Annotated in this window: 18 protein-coding genes; 3 read left to right on the top strand and 15 right to left on the bottom strand. The window is 66.6% G+C overall.

The window, feature by feature from the left end:
* Positions 1–225 precede the first annotated feature (225 nt).
* On the bottom strand, positions 226–888 hold the full coding sequence (locus ACA097_RS15610) for a hypothetical protein (RefSeq protein ID WP_371364365.1): 663 nt from the start codon (positions 886–888) through the stop codon (positions 226–228).
* Positions 889–1,358: 470 nt separating this feature from the next.
* On the opposite strand from ACA097_RS15610, the gene ACA097_RS15615 reads away from it, so the two are divergent.
* The gene (locus ACA097_RS15615; RefSeq protein WP_043255665.1) at positions 1,359–3,416 is read left to right on the top strand and encodes an AsmA family protein; all 2,058 of its coding nucleotides are present in this window, start codon (positions 1,359–1,361) and stop codon (positions 3,414–3,416) included.
* Between the two features lie 3 nt (positions 3,417–3,419).
* On the opposite strand, the gene ACA097_RS15620 is transcribed toward ACA097_RS15615, so the two are convergent.
* The 3 genes from ACA097_RS15620 to ACA097_RS15630 all read right to left on the bottom strand — a co-directional run bounded on the left by ACA097_RS15620 (position 3,420) and on the right by ACA097_RS15630 (position 5,584).
* A complete protein-coding gene (locus ACA097_RS15620) occupies positions 3,420–3,869 on the bottom strand; it encodes a GyrI-like domain-containing protein (protein WP_043255664.1) in 450 nt (149 codons plus the stop codon).
* 31 nt (positions 3,870–3,900) lie between these two features.
* Positions 3,901–4,107: a hypothetical protein gene (locus ACA097_RS15625; RefSeq protein WP_043255662.1), complete on the bottom strand. Its 207-nt coding sequence runs from the start codon at positions 4,105–4,107 to the stop codon at positions 3,901–3,903.
* Between the two features lie 211 nt (positions 4,108–4,318).
* Positions 4,319–5,584: an Hsp70 family protein gene (locus tag ACA097_RS15630; protein WP_371364367.1), complete on the bottom strand. Its 1,266-nt coding sequence runs from the start codon at positions 5,582–5,584 to the stop codon at positions 4,319–4,321.
* A 217-nt stretch (positions 5,585–5,801) separates the two neighbouring features.
* Between ACA097_RS15630 and ACA097_RS15635 the strand changes: the two genes are divergently transcribed.
* The gene (locus ACA097_RS15635) at positions 5,802–6,665 is read left to right on the top strand and encodes an oxaloacetate decarboxylase (RefSeq protein WP_043255658.1); all 864 of its coding nucleotides are present in this window, start codon (positions 5,802–5,804) and stop codon (positions 6,663–6,665) included.
* 4 nt (positions 6,666–6,669) lie between these two features.
* Here the strand turns inward: ACA097_RS15635 and ACA097_RS15640 are convergent, their stop codons facing one another.
* Both ACA097_RS15640 and ACA097_RS15645 read right to left on the bottom strand, forming a co-directional pair.
* On the bottom strand, positions 6,670–7,332 hold the full coding sequence (locus ACA097_RS15640; protein WP_371364370.1) for a hypothetical protein: 663 nt from the start codon (positions 7,330–7,332) through the stop codon (positions 6,670–6,672).
* 285 nt (positions 7,333–7,617) lie between these two features.
* Positions 7,618–8,286 (bottom strand): type III effector HrpK domain-containing protein, encoded by a 669-nt coding sequence (locus ACA097_RS15645; protein ID WP_371364372.1) that lies wholly within the window; start codon positions 8,284–8,286, stop codon positions 7,618–7,620.
* Between the two features lie 177 nt (positions 8,287–8,463).
* On the opposite strand from ACA097_RS15645, the gene ACA097_RS15650 reads away from it, so the two are divergent.
* Positions 8,464–8,730 (top strand): DksA/TraR family C4-type zinc finger protein, encoded by a 267-nt coding sequence (locus ACA097_RS15650; RefSeq protein ID WP_043255653.1) that lies wholly within the window; start codon positions 8,464–8,466, stop codon positions 8,728–8,730.
* 174 nt (positions 8,731–8,904) lie between these two features.
* Here the strand turns inward: ACA097_RS15650 and ureC are convergent, their stop codons facing one another.
* From ureC to urtB, 9 genes are all read right to left on the bottom strand, one after another.
* Complete coding sequence (gene ureC, locus ACA097_RS15655; protein ID WP_371364374.1) at positions 8,905–10,605, bottom strand: urease subunit alpha; 1,701 nt, start codon at positions 10,603–10,605, stop codon at positions 8,905–8,907.
* A gap of 34 nt (positions 10,606–10,639) precedes the next feature.
* Entirely contained in the window at positions 10,640–10,945 is a 306-nt protein-coding gene (locus ACA097_RS15660) for an urease subunit beta (RefSeq protein ID WP_371364376.1), read from the bottom strand.
* Positions 10,942–11,448, bottom strand: coding sequence for an N-acetyltransferase family protein (locus ACA097_RS15665; protein WP_371364378.1), 507 nt, complete (start codon positions 11,446–11,448; stop codon positions 10,942–10,944). Before ACA097_RS15665 ends, ACA097_RS15660 begins: the two co-directional genes overlap by 4 nt.
* Before the next feature lie 55 nt (positions 11,449–11,503).
* On the bottom strand, positions 11,504–11,806 hold the full coding sequence (locus ACA097_RS15670; RefSeq protein WP_043255646.1) for an urease subunit gamma: 303 nt from the start codon (positions 11,804–11,806) through the stop codon (positions 11,504–11,506).
* 214 nt (positions 11,807–12,020) lie between these two features.
* A complete protein-coding gene (locus tag ACA097_RS15675) occupies positions 12,021–12,854 on the bottom strand; it encodes an urease accessory protein UreD (RefSeq protein ID WP_371364380.1) in 834 nt (277 codons plus the stop codon).
* 282 nt (positions 12,855–13,136) lie between these two features.
* Positions 13,137–13,835 (bottom strand): urea ABC transporter ATP-binding subunit UrtE, encoded by a 699-nt coding sequence (gene urtE / locus ACA097_RS15680; RefSeq protein WP_371364382.1) that lies wholly within the window; start codon positions 13,833–13,835, stop codon positions 13,137–13,139.
* Between the two features lie 76 nt (positions 13,836–13,911).
* On the bottom strand, positions 13,912–14,757 hold the full coding sequence (gene urtD, locus ACA097_RS15685) for an urea ABC transporter ATP-binding protein UrtD (RefSeq protein WP_160288512.1): 846 nt from the start codon (positions 14,755–14,757) through the stop codon (positions 13,912–13,914).
* A complete protein-coding gene (gene urtC, locus ACA097_RS15690; protein WP_371364384.1) occupies positions 14,754–15,833 on the bottom strand; it encodes an urea ABC transporter permease subunit UrtC in 1,080 nt (359 codons plus the stop codon). Before urtC ends, urtD begins: the two co-directional genes overlap by 4 nt.
* Positions 15,830–17,416, bottom strand: a complete 1,587-nt coding sequence (gene urtB / locus ACA097_RS15695) for an urea ABC transporter permease subunit UrtB (protein WP_371364386.1) — start codon at positions 17,414–17,416, stop codon at positions 15,830–15,832. Before urtB ends, urtC begins: the two co-directional genes overlap by 4 nt.
* Positions 17,417–17,445: the final 29 nt, after the last annotated feature.

Raw genomic sequence — 17,445 nt, forward strand, 5'->3', positions numbered from 1 at the left:
GTAGATCAACGATGTCGATTATTTAGCCGGCTAATTTCTACTATCGCTGCAAATGATGGAATACGCCGAGGCGCTCTGGAGCGGGCGTTTCAGAGGGGATTTGGGGCAGGATGGGGCGGGCCGGGGCGACCCTGGATTATTCGATGTGGAATGAAGCGGGGCGGAACTAAGAAAGCCCGGCACTAACCGGGCTTTTCTTTCACCTTGCGGTGTACTGCTTGGCGTTTAGGCCTTCAGGTGGGTGTTGAAGACGATGTCGCCACCGGCTTCGGCCACGTTCATGTCGCTATGCAGTTTGTCGATGGTTTGGCTGGAACCGTTTTCGGCTACGCCCAGTTGGCTGTGCAGACGGTCGACGGTCTGGCTCGAACCGTTTTCGGCTACGCCCAGTTGGCTGTGCAGGCGGTCAACAGTCTGGCTGGAGCCGTTTTCGGCTACGCCCAGTTGGCTGTGCAGGCGGTCAACAGTCTGGCTGGAGCCGTTTTCGGCTACGCCCAGCTGGCTGTGCAGGCGGTCAACAGTCTGGCTGGAGCCGTTTTCGGCTACGCCCAGCTGGCTGTGCAGGCGGTCAACAGTCTGGCTGGAACCGTTTTCAGCGACACCCAGTTGGCTGTGCAGGCGGTCAACAGTCTGGCTGGAGCCATTTTCCGCTACGCCCATTTGCTGATGCAGTTGCTCGATGGTCTTGCTCGAACCGTTTTCAGCGAAGCGGGCTTTGGCGGCTTCCAGTTGCTTGTGCTGTTGGTCGAGGGTGCGTTCGCCGCCGTCCTGGGCCAGAACCTGGATCTGGGTAGCGTTCAGGACCGAAGTCTCTTGCTGCGAGCCAGCGAAAGCGGCATTGGCTGCAAGTACGGAGAGGGCAAAGCCAAGTACGAGAGTGCGTTTCATGATGTGGCTCCAGAAGAGAGTGGGGAGTTCGTTGGACACGGGGCTAGTATCTGTTCTGGAATATCGATTGAAAAACGAACCCGCTGCATAGTCGATATCGACAGCGTTGATTATGAATTTGTGCTAATAAAAACAATAACTTGAGTTTAAAAAATGACTTCTATCAATGGCCTTGATGGGTGTTATTGGTCTAATTACTATTATCTAAATAGTTGATTTATTTTGAGCGAAACCGTGGGAATGGCTCTAGCCTGGGCTTTTCCGTCGATATCGATGTTTGCGAGGCGGTTGATCGATTGCTGCGCGAGCCGCGCGCCTTGGCCGATTGCCGGCGCAAGCGGGAGCATCCGCTCGCTCGGCGTGTCCAAGGCCACAATGGCCGGTGTCTGGCTTCGACCGGCGTGATTGCCCAAACTGTCGGGCGGATGTGCCGGGGGCTGCCTTCCCGGCGCGGCGACAAGGAGTTCCGCATGACCCGCGGTCACAAGATCTGTCTGTTCGGCCTTGCCGGCCTGCTCGCCCTGGGAGGGGCGGCGCTGGTGTTCATCGCTACCTTCGACTGGAACGGCGTGCGGCCTTTGATCAACGAGAAGGTTTCCGCCGCGCTCGGCCGCCCCTTCGCCATCAATGGTGACTTGCAGGTGCTCTGGCAGCGCGAGCCGGAGCAGGGCGGCTGGCGCGCGCTGGTGCCCTGGCCGCATTTCAGCGCCAGCGACCTCACGTTGGGCAACCCCGACTGGACGCAGGGCAAGACCCGCGCCGCGCAGTTCGCCAGCCTGGAGCGCGTGGAGTTCCGCCTCTCGCCGCTGCCGCTGCTGTGGCATGAAGTGGTGATCCCGCAGGTCCGCCTGAGCAAACCGAGCGCCGATCTCCTGCGCCTGGCCGATGGCCGCGCCAACTGGGTCTTCACCCTGCCGGCGAAGGACGGCAGCGAACAGCCTTCGCCCTGGACGCTGTCCATTGGCGAGATCGGCTTCGACCAGGGCCGGATCAACCTCGACGACCAGAGCCTGAAGACCCGCCTGGACCTGCAGGTGAACACCCTCGGCAAGCCGGTGCCCTTCGCCGAACTGGCCGGCAAGGGCGTGGGCGGCGAGCTGGCGCAGGCGACCCAGGACTATGTGTTCGGCTGGAAAGCTCAAGGCAGCTACAAGGGCCTGCCGCTGGAGGGCGCCGGCAAGGTCGGCGGCGTGCTGGCGCTGGAAGATGCCAGCCGGCCATTCCCGTTGCAGGCCGAGGTGAAGATCGGCGACACCCGCGCAAGCGTGGTCGGCACCCTCACCGATCCGTTGAACCTGGGCGCGCTCGACCTGCGCCTGAAGCTGGCCGGCAACAGCATGGCCAACCTCTATCCGCTGACCGGCGTGACCCTGCCGGATACTCCGGCCTACGCCACCGACGGTCGCCTGCAAGCGCAGCTGAAAGACCCGGCGGGCGCGCGTTTCGAGTACCAGAACTTCAACGGCAAGGTGGGCGAGAGCGACTTGCACGGCAGCCTGACCTTCATCAATGCCCAGCCGCGGCCCAAGCTCAGCGGCAAGCTCACTTCCGAGCAGCTGCGCATGGCCGACCTCGGCCCGCTGATCGGCGCCGACTCCAACTCGGCCAAGCAGGCGCGCGGGCAGACGACTCGCCAGCCGACGGACAAGCTGCTGCCGGTGGAGGCGTTCCGCACCGAGCGCTGGCGCGCGATGGACGCCGACGTGCAGTTCAGCGGCAAGCGCATCATCCACAGCGACAAGTTGCCGATCAGCGACCTGCAGACCCACCTGTTGCTCGAAGACGGCCTGTTGCGCCTGGACCCGCTACGCTTCGGCGTCGCCGGCGGCAGCCTGAGCGCGCAGGCACAGCTGGACGGCGGCAAGACGCCGATGCAGAGCAAGCTGCAGCTGCAGATGCGCGCCCTCAAACTCAAGCAGCTGTTCCCGAACGTCCAGCAGATGCAGACCAGCTACGGCGAGCTCAATGGCGACGCCAACCTGAACGGCACCGGCAACTCGGTGGCGACCATCCTGGGCGGCGCCAATGGGGACATGAGGCTGGTGATCAATGACGGGCGGATCAGCAAGGGGCTGATGGAGATCGCCGGGCTGAACGTCGGCAACTATGTCGTGGCCAAGCTGTTCGGCGACGACGACGTGAAGATCAATTGCGCGGTGGCCGACGTCGGCGTCACCAAGGGCCTGGCCGCGCCACGGCTGTTCGCCTTCGATACCGAGAACGCGATCATCAACGTCGAGGGCACCGCCAACTTCGCCAACGAGAAGCTGGACCTCGATGTGATTCCACACAGCAAGGGCGTGCGGCTGTTCTCGTTGCGCTCGCCTCTATACGTGCACGGCACCTTCAAGAACCCGCAGGCCGGCGTGCATACCGGGCCGCTGCTGGCGCGCGGCGCCGGCATGGTCGCGCTGGGCGTGGTGGCCGGGCCGGCGGCCGGGTTGCTGGCGCTGATCGCGCCGAGCAAGAGCGACGACAACGAGTGCGCGCCGCTGCTGGCGCAACTGAAGGCGCCAGCCAAGCACTGAGTCTCAGTAGACGGGGATGTACAGCTCGACCTCGGAGGCGGGGTCGTCCGGGCCTTTGAAGTGCTCGTCGTAGCGCTCGAAGGCCGGCGCCTGGCGCGGTTCGAGGCCGCGCAGGGCGAGCAGTTCGGAGTAGATGCGCTGGAAGCTGTCGGGCATCTCGTCGACGGTGCCGCGATGGACGAACACCGCGTACTTCTGCGCCGGCACGCGGATCTGCAACATGCCCGGCGGCACCTCGGCAGGCGACACCTGGGCGCCGGCGATATAGCGGAACTCGCCGCGTTCGTCGTGGGTGCACAGGCCATAGAGCACCTGGGCGTCGGTGCGGTTGGCGAGCTGCGGCGCCTGCGGCAGGAAGCGTTGCCACAGCGCGCGAATACTGCCGTCGCTGGCGGGCTTGAACTCCATGCCGACGAGATCGAAGGCGGGCAGCTCGAGGATCCGGTGTTTCATGGCGTCAGGCCTCCTTGGCCGATGGGTGGGCTTACTGCGCGGCTTTCTCGGCCTCGTCCCGGCGCTGCTGCTCCTGGGCGTTGGCCTGGTCGATCTGCTGTGTGACTTGCTGCATCTGCTGCTGCGCCTGGGCAGCCTGCTTGGCCTGCAGTTCGGCGGTGGCGGCGGTTTCGCCGAGGCCACAGCCGGCGAGCGGCAGGGCGAGGGTGAAGAGGAAGGCAATACGGAGTTGAGGCATCACGGGGCTCCTGGCGAGTGAGACAAGCCTAGCCAAGCCCGCGCTGGGTGCCTAGAACGTAGGGCGAATAACCGTTCGCGGTTATCCGCCGATTGGGGCTGCGGCGCATAACCCCCTTGGGGTTATGCACCCTACGTATAGGGTTGGGGTGAGTGGTGGCCTTGCTTTGTGTAGGGCGAATAACCGCGAAGCGGTTATCCGCCGCCGGGCATCAGCCGTAACGCTTGAACGCTTCGATGGCCAGGCCGTTGCCGATGCCGCCGAAGCGGTCGCCGTCGACGTGGCGGGCGTTGGGCAGCATGGCCGCCACGCTCTGGCGCAGTGCCGGCACGCCACTGGAGCCTCCGGTGAAGAACACGGTGTCGACCTTGGCCGGGTCCACATCGGCATCGCCCAGCAGACGCATCACGCCGCCGCGCACACGCTCCAGCAGGGGCTCGATGGCACCCTCGAACAGCTCACGGGTCAGCTCGGCGACCAGCGCCGGCTCGATGCGCGAGAGGTCGATGTCGCGGCGCTGGCTGTCGCTCAGCTCGATCTTGCTGGCCTCAACCTGCATCGCCAGCCAGTGCCCGGCGCGCTGTTCGATCAGGCGGAACAGGCGGTCGATGCCGGTGGCATCGACGATGTCGTAGCGCATGTTCTTCAGCGCCAGCTGCGACTTCTGCGCGTAGACCGCGTTGATGGTGTGCCAGGTCGCCAGGTTCAGGTGGTAGCTGGTCGGCATCAGCGCGTCGCTCTTCATCTTGCTGCCGTAGCCGAACAGCGGCATCACGCCCTGCAGGCTGAGCTGCTTGTCGAAGTCGGTGCCGCCGATGTGCACGCCGCCGGTGGCGAGGATGTCGGCCTGGCGGTCGGCCACTTCGCGGCGTTCCGGCGCCAGGCGCACCAGCGAGAAGTCCGAGGTACCGCCGCCGATGTCGACGATCAGCACCAGCTCTTCGCGCGTGATGCTGCGTTCGTAGTCGAAGGCTGCGGCGAGAGGCTCGTACTGGAAGGAGATGTCCTTGAAGCCGAGCTTCTGCGCCACCGCCACCAGGGTGTCCTGAGCTTCGCGGTCGGCCTTCTCGTCGTCGTCGACGAAGAACACCGGGCGGCCCAGCACCACCGACTCGAACTCGTGGCCGGAGACGGCTTCGGCGCGCTTCTTCAGCTCGCCAAGGAACAGCCCGAGCAGGTCCTTGAACGGCAGCGCGCTGCCCAGCACCGTGGTCTCGCTCTTGAGCAGGGCCGAACCCAGCAGGCTCTTGAGCGAGCGCATCAGGCGGCCTTCGTAGCCTTCGAGGTATTCGTGCAGGGCCAGGCGGCCATACACCGGGCGGCGTTCTTCGGCGTTGAAGAAGATCACCGAGGGCAGGGTGATCTTGCCGTCTTCCAGCTCGATCAGCGGTTCCACCCCGTCGCGCCACCAGCCGACGGTGGAGTTGGAGGTGCCGAAGTCGATGCCCAGGGCGCGGGCGGCTTGGGAGTGAGGCATGGCGCAGGTCCGGAGAAAAAACGGCCGGGCACTATACGCGAGTGCGCGACTGGACGCTCGGTTATCGGCTCGTGCGCCGCTGGACGGTGGACGCGTTAGAGTGCTTGGGAAGGTCTTGTAGTTTTGCTACATTTGGCGTCCCTGTAGTTTTGCTACATGAGTTTTCCGATTCCGTCGAAGTCCTTTTCCCACCCCCAGATCGCAGTTGGATCCCGCCATGCACAGAGCCTCCCACCACGAGCTACGCCAGAGTTTCCGGGCGTTGCTGAACTCCTCCTCCTGCTATCACACCGCCTCGGTGTTCGATCCGATGTCCGCGCGCATCGCCGGGGACCTGGGCTTTGAAGTCGGCATCCTGGGTGGTTCTGTAGCTTCGCTACAAGTTCTGGCTGCCCCCGACTTCGCACTCATCACCCTCAGCGAGTTCGTCGAGCAGGCCACCCGCATCGGTCGCGTTGCGCGCCTGCCGGTGATTGCCGACGCCGACCACGGCTACGGCAACGCGCTCAACGTGATGCGCACCATCGTCGAGCTGGAACGTGCCGGCGTCGCCGCGCTGACCATCGAGGACACGCTGTTGCCGGCGCAGTTCGGCCGCAAGTCCACCGACCTGATCAGCGTCGAAGAGGGCGTCGGCAAGATTCGTGCGGCGCTGGAGGCGCGGGTGGATCAGGAGATGGCGATCATCGCGCGGACCAACGCCGAGGTGCTGGAAGTGGATGACGTGATCCGCCGCACCCTGGCCTACCAGGCCGCCGGCGCCGACGGCATCTGCATGGTCGGCATTCGCGACTTCGAGCACCTGGAGCAGATCGCCCGCCACCTGAGCGTGCCGCTGATGCTGGTGTCCTACGGCAACCCGGCGCTGCGCGACGACCAGCGCCTGGCCAAGCTCGGCGTGCGCATCGTGGTGGACGGCCATGCCGCCTACTTCGCCGCGATCAAGGCCACCTACGACTGCCTGCGCGAGCAGCGCGGCGTAGACGCTTCCGACCTGACCGCTTCGGAGCTGGCGAAGAAGTACACCCTGCCGGAGGAGTACCAGATCTTCGCCAGGGAATACATGGAAGTGAAGGAGTAAGCGCTCAGTCGTTCAGGCGCGCGAGCAGGTATTCCAGCTGCGCGTTGAACGGGTAGAGCAGGGTCGCAGACTCGTGCTCGCTCAGCCGCAGGTAACGCCAGTGGCTGCGCAGGGCCTCGTTCTCGGGGCTCGCAGGGAGCGCGGTCAATTGTTCCTCGATGCGCCCTTGCAGGCCGGCAATCGCTTCGCGCCGCGCCTGCTCGTCGCCGCCCAGCAGCTTCTGGTTGGCGCCCTGGGCCTCCAGTAGCGCCAGTTGCCGCAAGTTCTCCGTCAGCGTTGGCGGTGTTTCGTCCTGCACCACCGGCAGGAATCTTGGCAACAGATCGACGGCCTTGCCGGCTTGGCGCACCGCGTCCAGCAGTTGCTGGCTGCCCGGCGCGTAATGCGCCCTGGCGTCTGCGACTGACTTCTGATGTAACAGCCAGACATTCCACAGCGACATGGCGGTGGCGCCCGGTTGGTCGGCGAGCTGCTTCTCGTAGCGTTCGGCCAGGCTCGGCAGCGAGCGGAGGAAGTGTTCGTCGCCGGTGGCGGCGAACAGCAGCAGGCAGCGCTGAGCATCCTGCAGGATGTAGGCGGTTTCATTGCCGGCGGCCAGGCTCAGGCCGGGTAGCGTCAGTGCAGCCAACAGCAAGTTGCGGAAGAGGGAGGACAGTCGGGTAGGCATGGTGGCAGGTCCGCTTGGGGGGGCTCGTCAGTCGTCTGCCGGGAGGCAGGCGAGTGGAGCGAGCCCGCACTGCGGTCCCGGCGTACTTTCAGTGCGCCCGAGGGAGCGGCCGGTCCGGATTCCGCAAGCGGAAAAAGACGGCTCGCCCAGTGGGCGAGCACCAAAAGGAGTACATGCGCGAACCGGTGCCGGAGGGGCGGTCCCGGCTCGCGGGGGGCTGTCATTCTGCTCTCCGTTGGCTGTCGGAGATATCGGAAAAGTCTGATTCTCTCCGTACGAATCGAGTCAGCGCGCGTCGAGCTTTCCGAGCATGGCGTCGATCTGCGCGTTGAACGGATAGGGCAGCAGCTGGCCGTTCTTCTGGCTGACCTGCAGGTAGTGCCAGCGGTTGCTCAGGTCGGTGTGCAGGGTCGGGTCGGCCTTCGCCAGCGCGTCGATTTGCTGCTGGATGCCGGCGTCCAGCGCCTTGATCTGCTCGGCCTCGGCATCGGCCTGCTTCGGATCGGCGCTGCGCAGGTTGGCCTCGCGGGCGGCGAACAGGGCGCGCAGGCGCAGGTTGTCGGCCAGGGTCGGCGTGGCCTGCGGATGCGCCTTGAGGTAGGCGGTGACGGGTTCTTCCAGCGCCAGGCTCTGGCTCATCTTCTGTTGGGCCGTGAGCTTCTGCGTGGCGAAGCTGCCGACCAGCTTGCGGCTGCCTTGCTGGAAGTTGCTCCACAGCTCGCGCAGCGCGGGGTCCTGGTTGGCGGCCAGGCTCGCGTCGAGGCGCTTGCCGGTGTTTTCCATGTAGGTCTGGAAGCGCTCGTCGCCGGTGGCGCTGAGCAGCAGCAGGTAGCGGTTGGCGTCGATCAGGCTGGCTTGGCTGCTGACGGGCGCGGCGGCCTGTGCCTGGGCGCCGAGCAGGGTGAGAAGAGCCAGCGGCAGCCAGCGGCGGAGATGGGTAGAGGGGATTCGCATCGAGAACGTCCAGAACGGCAAAGCGGGCTATTGTTCTCGTTGCGCGGCGCGCGGGGAAGCCCTATTCCAGAGCGCCGTGCGGCACTGCGCGAAAAAGCGCCGCAACTGTTACCCCTTGCAATGCCGGCGCGCGAGCGCCATATCTGCAGTCTGTACAAATTTTGATCGGAGGTTGCCATGGCCAGCGGTTGGGCGAATGACGGCGCCGTGCAGGAACAGATCGACAGCACCATCGAAGACGCCATCGCGCGCGCCCGCAGCCAGATGCCCACAGGCGAAAGCCTGACGCATTGCGAGGAGTGCGATGCAGTCATTCCCGAGGCACGGCGCAAGGCCGTGCCCGGCGTGCACCTGTGCGTGAACTGCCAGGCTGCGCACGACAAGGAGCAGGCGGCCTACGCCGGCTATAACCGGCGTGGAAGCAAGGACAGCCAGCTGCGTTAGCTCGCTCTTGTAGGGATTGGTTGGCGGATAACCCCTTCGGGGTTATTCGCCCTACGGCCTGTCGTAGGAGCGGATCTCATCCGCGAAATCCTCGCAGCAATGCCCCTTGTAGGAGCGCGCCATGCGCGCGATTCGCGGCCATGGGCCGCTCCTACAGGTGTCCCGCGCACTCCCTCAGAACAGGAAATACCGCTGCGCCATTGGCAGCGCGTCGGCCGGCTCGCACCAGAGCAACTGGCCGTCGGCGCGTACCTGGTAGTTCTGCGGATCGACCTCGATGTGCGGCAGGTAGGCGTTGTGGATCAGGTCGGTCTTCTGCACCGTGCGGCAGCCCTGGACCACGCCGATGCGCTTCTGCAGGCCGAGTTGCTGCGGCAGGCCGGCCTCGAACGCGGCCTGGCTTATGAAGGTCAGGCTGGTGGCGTGGCGGCTGCCGGCGTAGCTGGCGAACATCGGTCGGTAGTGCACCGGCTGTGGCGTCGGGATGGAGGCGTTGGCGTCGCCCATCAGGCTCGCGGCGATGGCGCCACCTTTCAGGATCAGGCTCGGCTTCACGCCGAAGAAGGCCGGGCGCCAGAGCACCAGGTCGGCCAGCTTGCCCACTTCGATGCTGCCCACTTCATGGCTCACGCCGTGGGTGATCGCCGGGTTGATCGTGTATTTGGCGATGTAGCGCTTGGCGCGGAAGTTGTCGTTGCGCGCGCCGTCGCCGTCCAGGGCGCCGCGCTGCTTCTTCATCTTGTCGGCGGTCTGCCAGGTGCGCGTGATGACTTCGCCGACGCGGCCCATGGCCTGGCTGTCGGAGCTGATCATGCTGAAGGCGCCGAGGTCGTGGAGGATGTCCTCGGCGGCGATGGTCTCGCGGCGGATGCGCGACTCGGCGAAGGCCACGTCCTCGGCGATGCTCGGGTCGAGGTGGTGGCAGACCATGAGCATGTCCAGGTGTTCGTCGATGGTGTTGCGGGTGAACGGCCGGGTCGGGTTGGTCGAGCTGGGCAGCACGTTGGCGAAGCCGCAGGCCTTGATGATGTCCGGCGCGTGGCCGCCGCCGGCGCCCTCGGTGTGGTAGGTGTGGATGGTGCGGCCCTTGAAGGCGGCGAGGGTGGTTTCGACGAAACCGGACTCGTTGAGGGTGTCGGTGTGGATCGCCACCTGCACGTCGAAGCGATCGGCCACGCCCAGGCAGTTGTCGATCGCCGCCGGTGTGGTGCCCCAGTCTTCGTGCAGCTTCAGGCCGATGGCACCGGCGCGCACCTGTTCCTCCAGTGGCAGCGGCAGGCTGGCGTTGCCCTTGCCGGTGAAGCCGAGGTTCATCGGGAAGGCGTCGGCGGCCTGGAGCATGCGCGCCATGTGCCAGGGCCCGGAAGTACAAGTGGTGGCGTTGGTGCCGGTGGCCGGGCCGGTGCCGCCGCCGATCATGGTGGTCACCCCGCTCATCAGCGCCTCTTCGATCTGCTGCGGGCAGATGAAGTGGATGTGCGTGTCGATGCCGCCGGCGGTAAGGATCATGCCTTCGCCGGCGATGACTTCGGTGCTGGCGCCCAGGGCGATGGTCACGCCGGGCTGGATGTCCGGGTTGCCGGCCTTGCCGATGGCGGCGATGCGGCCGTGCTTAAGGCCCACGTCGGCCTTCACGATGCCCCAGTGGTCGAGGATCAGCGCGTTGGTGATGACGGTGTCGACCACCTCGGCGGCCGGCAGCTGGCCTTGGCCCATGCCGTCGCGGATGACCTTGCCGCCGCCGAACTTCACCTCTTCGCCGTAGACGGTGAAGTCCTTCTCCACCTCGATCCACAGCTCGGTGTCGGCCAGGCGCACGCGGTCGCCGACGGTGGGGCCGAACATGTCGGCGTAGGCTTGTCTGCTGATCTTCATCCAGCGCTCCTTGATGATTGTCTGGGCGGGGCGTTCAGAGGTCGCCCATCACTCGTCCGGCAAATCCGTACACCCGCCGCGCGCCAGCCAGCTCCACCAGCTCGACCTCGCGGCTCTGCCCCGGCTCGAAGCGCACCGCGGTGCCGGCCGGGATGTTCAGGCGCATGCCGCGCGCCGCGGCGCGGTCGAATTGCAGGGCGTCGTTGGTTTCGAAGAAGTGGTAGTGCGAGCCGACCTGGATCGGCCGGTCGCCGCTGTTGGCCACCGTCAGCGCGAGGGTGCGGCGGCTGGCGTTGAGTTCGATCTCGCCGGGCTGGATGTCGTATTCGCCAGGGATCATGGGGCGCTCCTTGGGTCGAGGATCAGTTGCATGAAGGTCAGGTCGAGCCAGCGGCCGAACTTCTGGCCGACTTGCGGCATCTGCCCGGTGGTGACGAAACCGAGGCGCTCGTGCAGGCGGATCGAGGCGGCGTTGCCGCTCTCGATGGCGGCCACCATCACGTGCAGGCCCTGGGCGCGGGCGCGCTCGACCAGCGCTTGCAGGAGCACCACGCCGAGGCCTTTTCCGCGCTGGTCGGCGCGCACGTAGACCGAGTGCTCGACCGTCTCGCGGAAGCCGTCGAAGGCGCGCCAGGGGCCGTAGCTCGAATAGCCGACCACTTCGCCGGCGTCTTCCGCGACCAGCACCGGAAAGCCCTGCTGGGCGCGCAGTTCCAGCCAGGCGCGGCGGTTCTCCACGTCGATGGCGATCTCGTTCCAGACCGCGGTGGTGTTGAGCACGGCGTCGTTGTAGATGTCGCGCAGGGCTTCGAGGTCGGCGGGGGTGGCTTCGCGGATGAGCACTAGGATTCGTCCTTCAGGCAGGTTCAGTCGTGGATTCGCCGGTCTGCGCCGGCTGTCAGGCGATGGGCTGGTGCACGGTGACCAGCTTGGTGCCGTCGGGGAAGGTGGCTTCCACCTGGATCTCCGGGATCATCTCCGGCACGCCTTCCATCACCTGTTCGCGGGTCAGCAGGGTGGTGCCGTAGTGCATCAGCTCGGCGACGGTGCGGCCGTCGCGGGCGCCTTCGAGCAGCGCGGCGGAGATCAGCGCCATGGCTTCCGGGTAGTTCAGCTTCAGGCCGCGGGCCAGGCGCCGCTCGGCGACCAGGCCGGCGGTGAAGATCAGCAGCTTGTCTTTCTCGCGGGGCGTGAGATCCATGGCGAGTCCTTCAGTCGTTCAGGTCAGTGTGTTGTGGTCTGGCGGCTTGTCAGGCAAAGCGCGTGCCGACGGGAAGGGTTGTTCCCTTTCCTAGGCGCGCAACGCAGCATGGCGAGTCGCCAGGCCGCAACCCGAAGGGCCGGTATTCAAGATCGTTCATGCTGTTCTCCAAATGAATTACAGGCGCGCTGATCGGAACGGCTGATGGCCTCGCCTACGTGCTCCAGATTCTCGGGGGTACGGCCTCGCGGCCGAGCAGCGCCGGCCGCAGCAGGCGCCAGAGTTCGATCAGCCAGGCGCGGGCGTGCAGCGCCTCGGCTGCCAGGCAACGGGCGACGACCAGGCCGGGCAATTGGCTCAGGTTGCCGCGCCCCTGGCAAGGCAGGGCGCGGCCGGCTTCGAGCAGCTCGGCGTCGATCTGCCCACTGGCGATCAGGGTGGCCATGACCGGCTGCCCGGCGAGGCCGATGGGCGAGTCGAGCAAGCGGTCGCCGCCTTCGATGCGCTGGCGTTCGTGCCACAGGCGGCGGCCGTCGCGGCGGATGTCGAGGGATGCGGCGAAGCGGCCCTGGTCGAAGCGCTCGCCGCTGGCCGGGCGGCCGAGGGCGACCACCTCCCAGTAGAACAGGCGGGCGTCGCCGGTGAGGTCGATTTCGGTGTGCAGTTCGGTCTGGGCACCGGAGAAGACGATGGTTTCCTGCGGCAGCCATTCCAGGGTTGCGCCGGATTCGACGCGGATGCGCAGCGATTGCCGGGCCGGGCAGGCGGCGCGGTACCACTTGGCGGCGCCGGGGCTGGTGAGCTGCGCCCAGGCGTTCGCGCCGGCATGGATATCGAGGTCGAGGGTGTCGCCGCCAGCGATCCCGCCGGGCGGGTGCACGACTATGTGCTGGCAGACCTCCGGGCCTTCGGCGTAGAGGTGCTTCTGCACCCGCAGCGGGCCGAGGTGGCGCCGCTTCACCGGCCGCGTGCCGTCGCCGACGCGGGCATAGGCGAGCTCCAGCTCGGCGTGCCAGGCGGGGTGGAAGAGGGCGGCGGGTGCGTTCATGGGCATGGGCCGTGCGGGAGATAGCCATGGTCAGAGCAATTGGCGTGCCTTCTGCGCCAGGATAGTGCGCGATGCCCGGAAGGCCTGGTTCTGCGCGGGGCGGCTGTTGTCCGATCGGTCAGCTATGGGCGCGGTTGCGGTGCGTGGTGCAATTGCCATGCACTACTCTGGTGCGGATGTGTTTCTGGGTCCCCGCGTTCGCGGGGAAGACGGGGGCAAGATCGTATTTCCCCAACGTCATTCCCGCGAACGCGGGAACCCAGAAGACAGTGCTCTGCAGCATCAGATGGCCACGAGCCCGCGCACGCCCTCGTTTTCCATATCCGCCCCGCGCCCTTGCTGGACGATCTCGCCGCGCGCCATCACCAGGTACTGGTCGGCCAGTTCGGCGGCGAAGTCGTAGAACTGCTCCACCAGCAGGATGGCCATGTCGCCGCGCTGGGCGAGCTTCTTGATCACCGCGCCGATCTCCTTGATCACCGAGGGCTGGATGCCTTCGGTGGGTTCGTCGAGGATCAGCAGGCGCGGGCGGCTGGCCAAGGCGCGGCCGATGGCCAGTTGTTGCTGCTGGCCGCCGGAGAGGTCGCCGCCGCGGCGCTGCTTCATCTCGCGCAGCACCGGGAAGAGTTCGTAGATGAACTCCGGCACCGCCTTGGCTTCCTTGGCGCTGAAGCGTGAGAGGCCCATCAGCAGGTTTTCCTCCACCGACAGGCGCGGGAAGATCTCGCGGCCCTGGGGCACATAGGCGATGCCGGCGTGCACACGCTGGTGCGGCTTGAAGCCGGTGATGGCCTTGCCTTCCCAGCTGACGCTGCCCTCGCGCGCCGGCACCAGGCCCATCAGGCAGCGCAGCAGGGTGGTCTTGCCGACGCCGTTGCGGCCGAGCAGGCAGGTGACTTCGCCGATCTTGGCGTCGAACGACAGGCCACGGAGGATGTGGCTGCCGCCGTAGTACTGGTGGAGCTTGTCGACTTGCAGCATGGGTTCTTCCCTGCGTTTGGCGGCGGATAAGGCGTAGCCTCATTCGCCCTACGGTTCCGGTTCTCGGGTGGGCGCCTCAACGCCCGAGGTAAACCTCGATGACCTGCTCGTTGGCCTGCACCTCGTCCAGCGAACCCTCGGCCAGCACGTGGCCCTGGTGCAGCACGCTGACGTGGTCGGCGATGCTGCCGACGAAGCCCATGTCGTGCTCCACCACCATCAGCGAGTGCTTGCCGGCGAGGGACTTGAACAGCTCGGCGGTGAACTCGGTCTCGGCGTCGGTCATGCCCGCCACCGGCTCGTCGAGCAGCAGCAGTTGCGGCTCCTGCACCAGCAGCATGCCGATCTCGAGGAACTGCTTCTGGCCATGGGAGAGCAGCCCGGCCGGGCGGTTGCGCGACTCGCGCAGGCGGATGGTGGTGAGCACTTCTTCAATGCGGTCCTTCTGCTCGCCGGTGAGCTTCGCGCGCAGGCTGGCCCATACGGACTTGTCGGCCTTCTGCGCCAGCTCCAGGTTCTCGAACACGCTGAGCGCCTCGAACACCGTGGGTTTCTGGAACTTGCGGCCGATACCGGCCTGGGCGATCTCCACCTCGCTCATGCGGGTGAGGTCGAGGGTTTCGCCGAAGTAGGCCTTGCCGCTGTCGGGGCGGGTCTTGCCGGTGATCACGTCCATCAGCGTGGTCTTGCCGGCGCCGTTGGGGCCGATGATGCAGCGCAGCTCGCCGAGGCCGATGTACAACGTCAGGTCGCGCAGGGCCTTGAAGCCGTCGAAGCTGACGTTGATGTCTTCCAGGGTCAGTACGGTGCCGTGGCGTACGTCGAGGCTGCCGTCGGCACTGGAGCCAAGGCCGACAGCGTCGCGGCTGGCGGCGGAGGGGTCGAAGGCCGGTTCGAGCATCAGGTGGGGCACGGCTCTCATTGCGCTTTCTCCCGCTTGATCAGCCCGAGGATGCCCCGGGGCAGGTACAGGGTGACGACGATGAACAGGGCGCCGAGGAAGAACAGCCAGTATTCCGGGAAGGCCACGGTGAACCAGCTCTTCGCGCCGTTCACCACGCCGGCGCCGAGCAGCGGGCCGATCAGGCTGCCGCGCCCGCCGAGGGCGACCCAGACGGCGGCCTCGATGGAGTTGGTCGGCGACATCTCGCTGGGATTGATGATTCCTACTAGAGGCACGAATAGCGCGCCGGCCAGGCCGCAGATCACTGCGGACAGGGTCCAGACGAAGAGCTTGTAGCCGCGCGGGTCGTAGCCACAGAACATCAGGCGGTTCTCGGCATCGCGCAGGGCGGTGAGCACCCGGCCGAACTTGCTGCGCGCCAGGGCGAAGCCCAGCGCCAGATTCGCCGCCAGCAGCAGGACGATGGCCAGGAACAGCGCAGCGCGGGTGCCCGGCGCGGTGATCGGGAAACCGAGGATGCTGCGGAAGTCGGTGAAGCCGTTGTTGCCGCCGAAACCGGTCTCGTTGCGGAAGAACAGCAGCATGCCGGCGTAGGTCAGGGCCTGGGTCATGATCGAGAAGTACACGCCCTTGATCCGCGAGCGGAAGGCGAAGAAGCCGAACACCAGGGCCAGCAGGCCGGGCGCCAGGACCACCAGGCACAGCGCCCAGAGGAAGTGCTGGGTGCCTTGCCAGTACCAGGGCAGCTGCGTCCAGGAGAGGAAGGTCATGAACGCCGGCAGGCTGTCGCCGGACGCTTCGCGCATCAGGTACATGCCCATGGCGTAGCCGCCCAGGGCGAAGAACAGGCCGTGGCCGAGGGACAGCAGGCCGGCGTAGCCCCAGACCAGATCCAGGGCCAGCGCGACAATGGCGTAGCAGAGGATCTTGCCGGTCAGCGTCAGGCCGTAGGCGGACAGGTGCAGCGCGCTGTCTTCCGGCAGCAGGTGCAGCAGCGGCAGCGCCAGGAGCACGGCGAAGGCCAGCCCGGCGAGGCCGAGGGTCAGCTTCGGCCCGGCCTTCTGCGCGGCGCTGACGGTCAGTGGCTGGTTCATTCGACGAACCTCCCCTTGAGGGCGAAGAGGCCTTGTGGGCGCTTCTGGATGAACAGGATGATCAGCGCGAGGATCAGGATTTTCCCCAGCACGGCGCCGATCTGCGGTTCGAGGATCTTGTTCGCCACACCGAGGCCGAAGGCGGCGCAGACGCTGCCGGCGAGCTGGCCTACGCCGCCGAGCACCACTACGAGGAAGGAGTCGATGATGTAGCTCTGGCCGAGGTCCGGGCCGACGTTGCCGACCTGCGACAGCGCCACGCCGCCGAGCCCGGCGATGCCCGAGCCGAGGCCGAAGGCGAGCATGTCCACGCGCCCGGTGGGCACGCCGCAGCAGGCTGCCATGTTGCGGTTCTGCGTGACCGCGCGGACGTTCAGGCCGAGCCGTGTGCGGTTGAGCAGCAGCCAGGTGAGTGCCAGCACGAACAGGGCGAAGCCGATGATGACGATGCGGTTCCACGGCAGCACCAGGTTCGGCAGCACCTGGATGCCACCGGACAGCCAGGCCGGGTTGGCGACCTCGACGTTCTGCGCGCCGAACAGTGCGCGCACCAGTTGGATCAGCACCAGGCTGATGCCCCAGGTGGCGAGCAGGGTTTCCAGCGGGCGGCCGTAGAGGTGGCGGATGACCGTGCGTTCCAGGGCCATGCCGATGGCGGCGGTGACCAGGAAGGCCACCGGCAGCGCGAGCAGCGGGTAGAACTCCAGCAGGCCGGGGGCGAAGCGTTGCAGCAACGACTGCACCACGTAGGTGGAGTAGGCGCCGAGCATCAGCATCTCGCCGTGGGCCATGTTGATGACGCCGAGCAGGCCGTAGGTGATCGCCAGGCCGAGGGCGGCGAGCAGCAGGATCGAGCCCAGCGACAGGCCGCTGAAGGCCTGGCCGAGCAGGTCGCCGACCATCAGTCGGCGTTTTACCTGGGCCAGGCTGGTGGCGGCTGCGGTGCGGACTTGCTCGTCGGCTTCGACGCTCGGGTCGAGCAGGTTCTGCAGGCGGGTGAGGGCCAGCGGATCGCCTGATTCGCCGAGCAGGCGCACGGCGGAGAGGCGTACCTGCGGATCGGCGTCGGCCAGCTGCAGGTTGGCCAGGGCGAGCTGCAGGGCGGCCTTCACCTGGTCGTCCGGCTCCAGGCCGACACGGTAGGCGAGCAGATTGCGCTGCGCGGGCTTGGCGGTCTTCTGCAACTGGCGGGCGGCTTCCAGGCGTACGGCCGAGTCCTTCGCCACCAGCTGGTGGCTGGCCAGGGCGGTGTTGAGCAGGCCGCGCAGGCGGTTGTTCAGGCGCAGCTTGTCGGGCTCGCCGGCGGGCGCGGCATCGCCTTCGGCGGCGTGGTACTGCTTGTCGTCGCCGAGCAGGAAGGCGTGGCTCTGGCTGTCGACGGCGAACTTGCCGGCCAGCAGCGCTTCGAGCAGCGGCAGGCGGTCGGCTTCGGGGGCGGCGGCCCATTGTTCGAGCAGCTTGCCGCGTGCCTCGTTATCGGCAGTTGCGAAGTCCTGCGCAGGCCCTGCGAGGGCCGACAGGGGCAGCAGCGCGGCGAGGATCAGCGCGCAGCTGTGGATAAGGCGAGTGAGGGCAGTGGGCATGCGGTCATCCCGGTGCGGCGGAGGCGGAG

Source organism: Pseudomonas sp. QL9 (genome assembly GCF_041409665.1).
In the GTDB taxonomy this organism is placed as follows: domain Bacteria; phylum Pseudomonadota; class Gammaproteobacteria; order Pseudomonadales; family Pseudomonadaceae; genus Pseudomonas; species Pseudomonas knackmussii.

What these genes read in the sequence shown, in the direction of transcription:
- ACA097_RS15650 (WP_043255653.1), top strand. Translation starts at nt 8,464, where the DNA reads ATGGCCAGCGGTTGGGCGAATGACGGCGCCGTGCAGGAACAGATCGAC.
- urtC (WP_371364384.1), bottom strand. Translation starts at nt 15,833, where the DNA reads ATGAACCAGCCACTGACCGTCAGCGCCGCGCAGAAGGCCGGGCCGAAG.
- urtB (WP_371364386.1), bottom strand. Translation starts at nt 17,416, where the DNA reads ATGCCCACTGCCCTCACTCGCCTTATCCACAGCTGCGCGCTGATCCTC.
- ACA097_RS15610 (WP_371364365.1), bottom strand. Translation starts at nt 888, where the DNA reads ATGAAACGCACTCTCGTACTTGGCTTTGCCCTCTCCGTACTTGCAGCC.
- ureC (WP_371364374.1), bottom strand. Translation starts at nt 10,605, where the DNA reads ATGAAGATCAGCAGACAAGCCTACGCCGACATGTTCGGCCCCACCGTC.
- ACA097_RS15615 (WP_043255665.1), top strand. Translation starts at nt 1,359, where the DNA reads ATGACCCGCGGTCACAAGATCTGTCTGTTCGGCCTTGCCGGCCTGCTC.
- ACA097_RS15630 (WP_371364367.1), bottom strand. Translation starts at nt 5,584, where the DNA reads ATGCCTCACTCCCAAGCCGCCCGCGCCCTGGGCATCGACTTCGGCACC.
- ACA097_RS15660 (WP_371364376.1), bottom strand. Translation starts at nt 10,945, where the DNA reads ATGATCCCTGGCGAATACGACATCCAGCCCGGCGAGATCGAACTCAAC.
- ACA097_RS15635 (WP_043255658.1), top strand. Translation starts at nt 5,802, where the DNA reads ATGCACAGAGCCTCCCACCACGAGCTACGCCAGAGTTTCCGGGCGTTG.
- urtD (WP_160288512.1), bottom strand. Translation starts at nt 14,757, where the DNA reads ATGAGAGCCGTGCCCCACCTGATGCTCGAACCGGCCTTCGACCCCTCC.
- ACA097_RS15640 (WP_371364370.1), bottom strand. Translation starts at nt 7,332, where the DNA reads ATGCCTACCCGACTGTCCTCCCTCTTCCGCAACTTGCTGTTGGCTGCA.
- ACA097_RS15625 (WP_043255662.1), bottom strand. Translation starts at nt 4,107, where the DNA reads ATGCCTCAACTCCGTATTGCCTTCCTCTTCACCCTCGCCCTGCCGCTC.
- ACA097_RS15675 (WP_371364380.1), bottom strand. Translation starts at nt 12,854, where the DNA reads ATGAACGCACCCGCCGCCCTCTTCCACCCCGCCTGGCACGCCGAGCTG.
- ACA097_RS15670 (WP_043255646.1), bottom strand. Translation starts at nt 11,806, where the DNA reads ATGGATCTCACGCCCCGCGAGAAAGACAAGCTGCTGATCTTCACCGCC.
- urtE (WP_371364382.1), bottom strand. Translation starts at nt 13,835, where the DNA reads ATGCTGCAAGTCGACAAGCTCCACCAGTACTACGGCGGCAGCCACATC.
- ACA097_RS15620 (WP_043255664.1), bottom strand. Translation starts at nt 3,869, where the DNA reads ATGAAACACCGGATCCTCGAGCTGCCCGCCTTCGATCTCGTCGGCATG.
- ACA097_RS15645 (WP_371364372.1), bottom strand. Translation starts at nt 8,286, where the DNA reads ATGCGAATCCCCTCTACCCATCTCCGCCGCTGGCTGCCGCTGGCTCTT.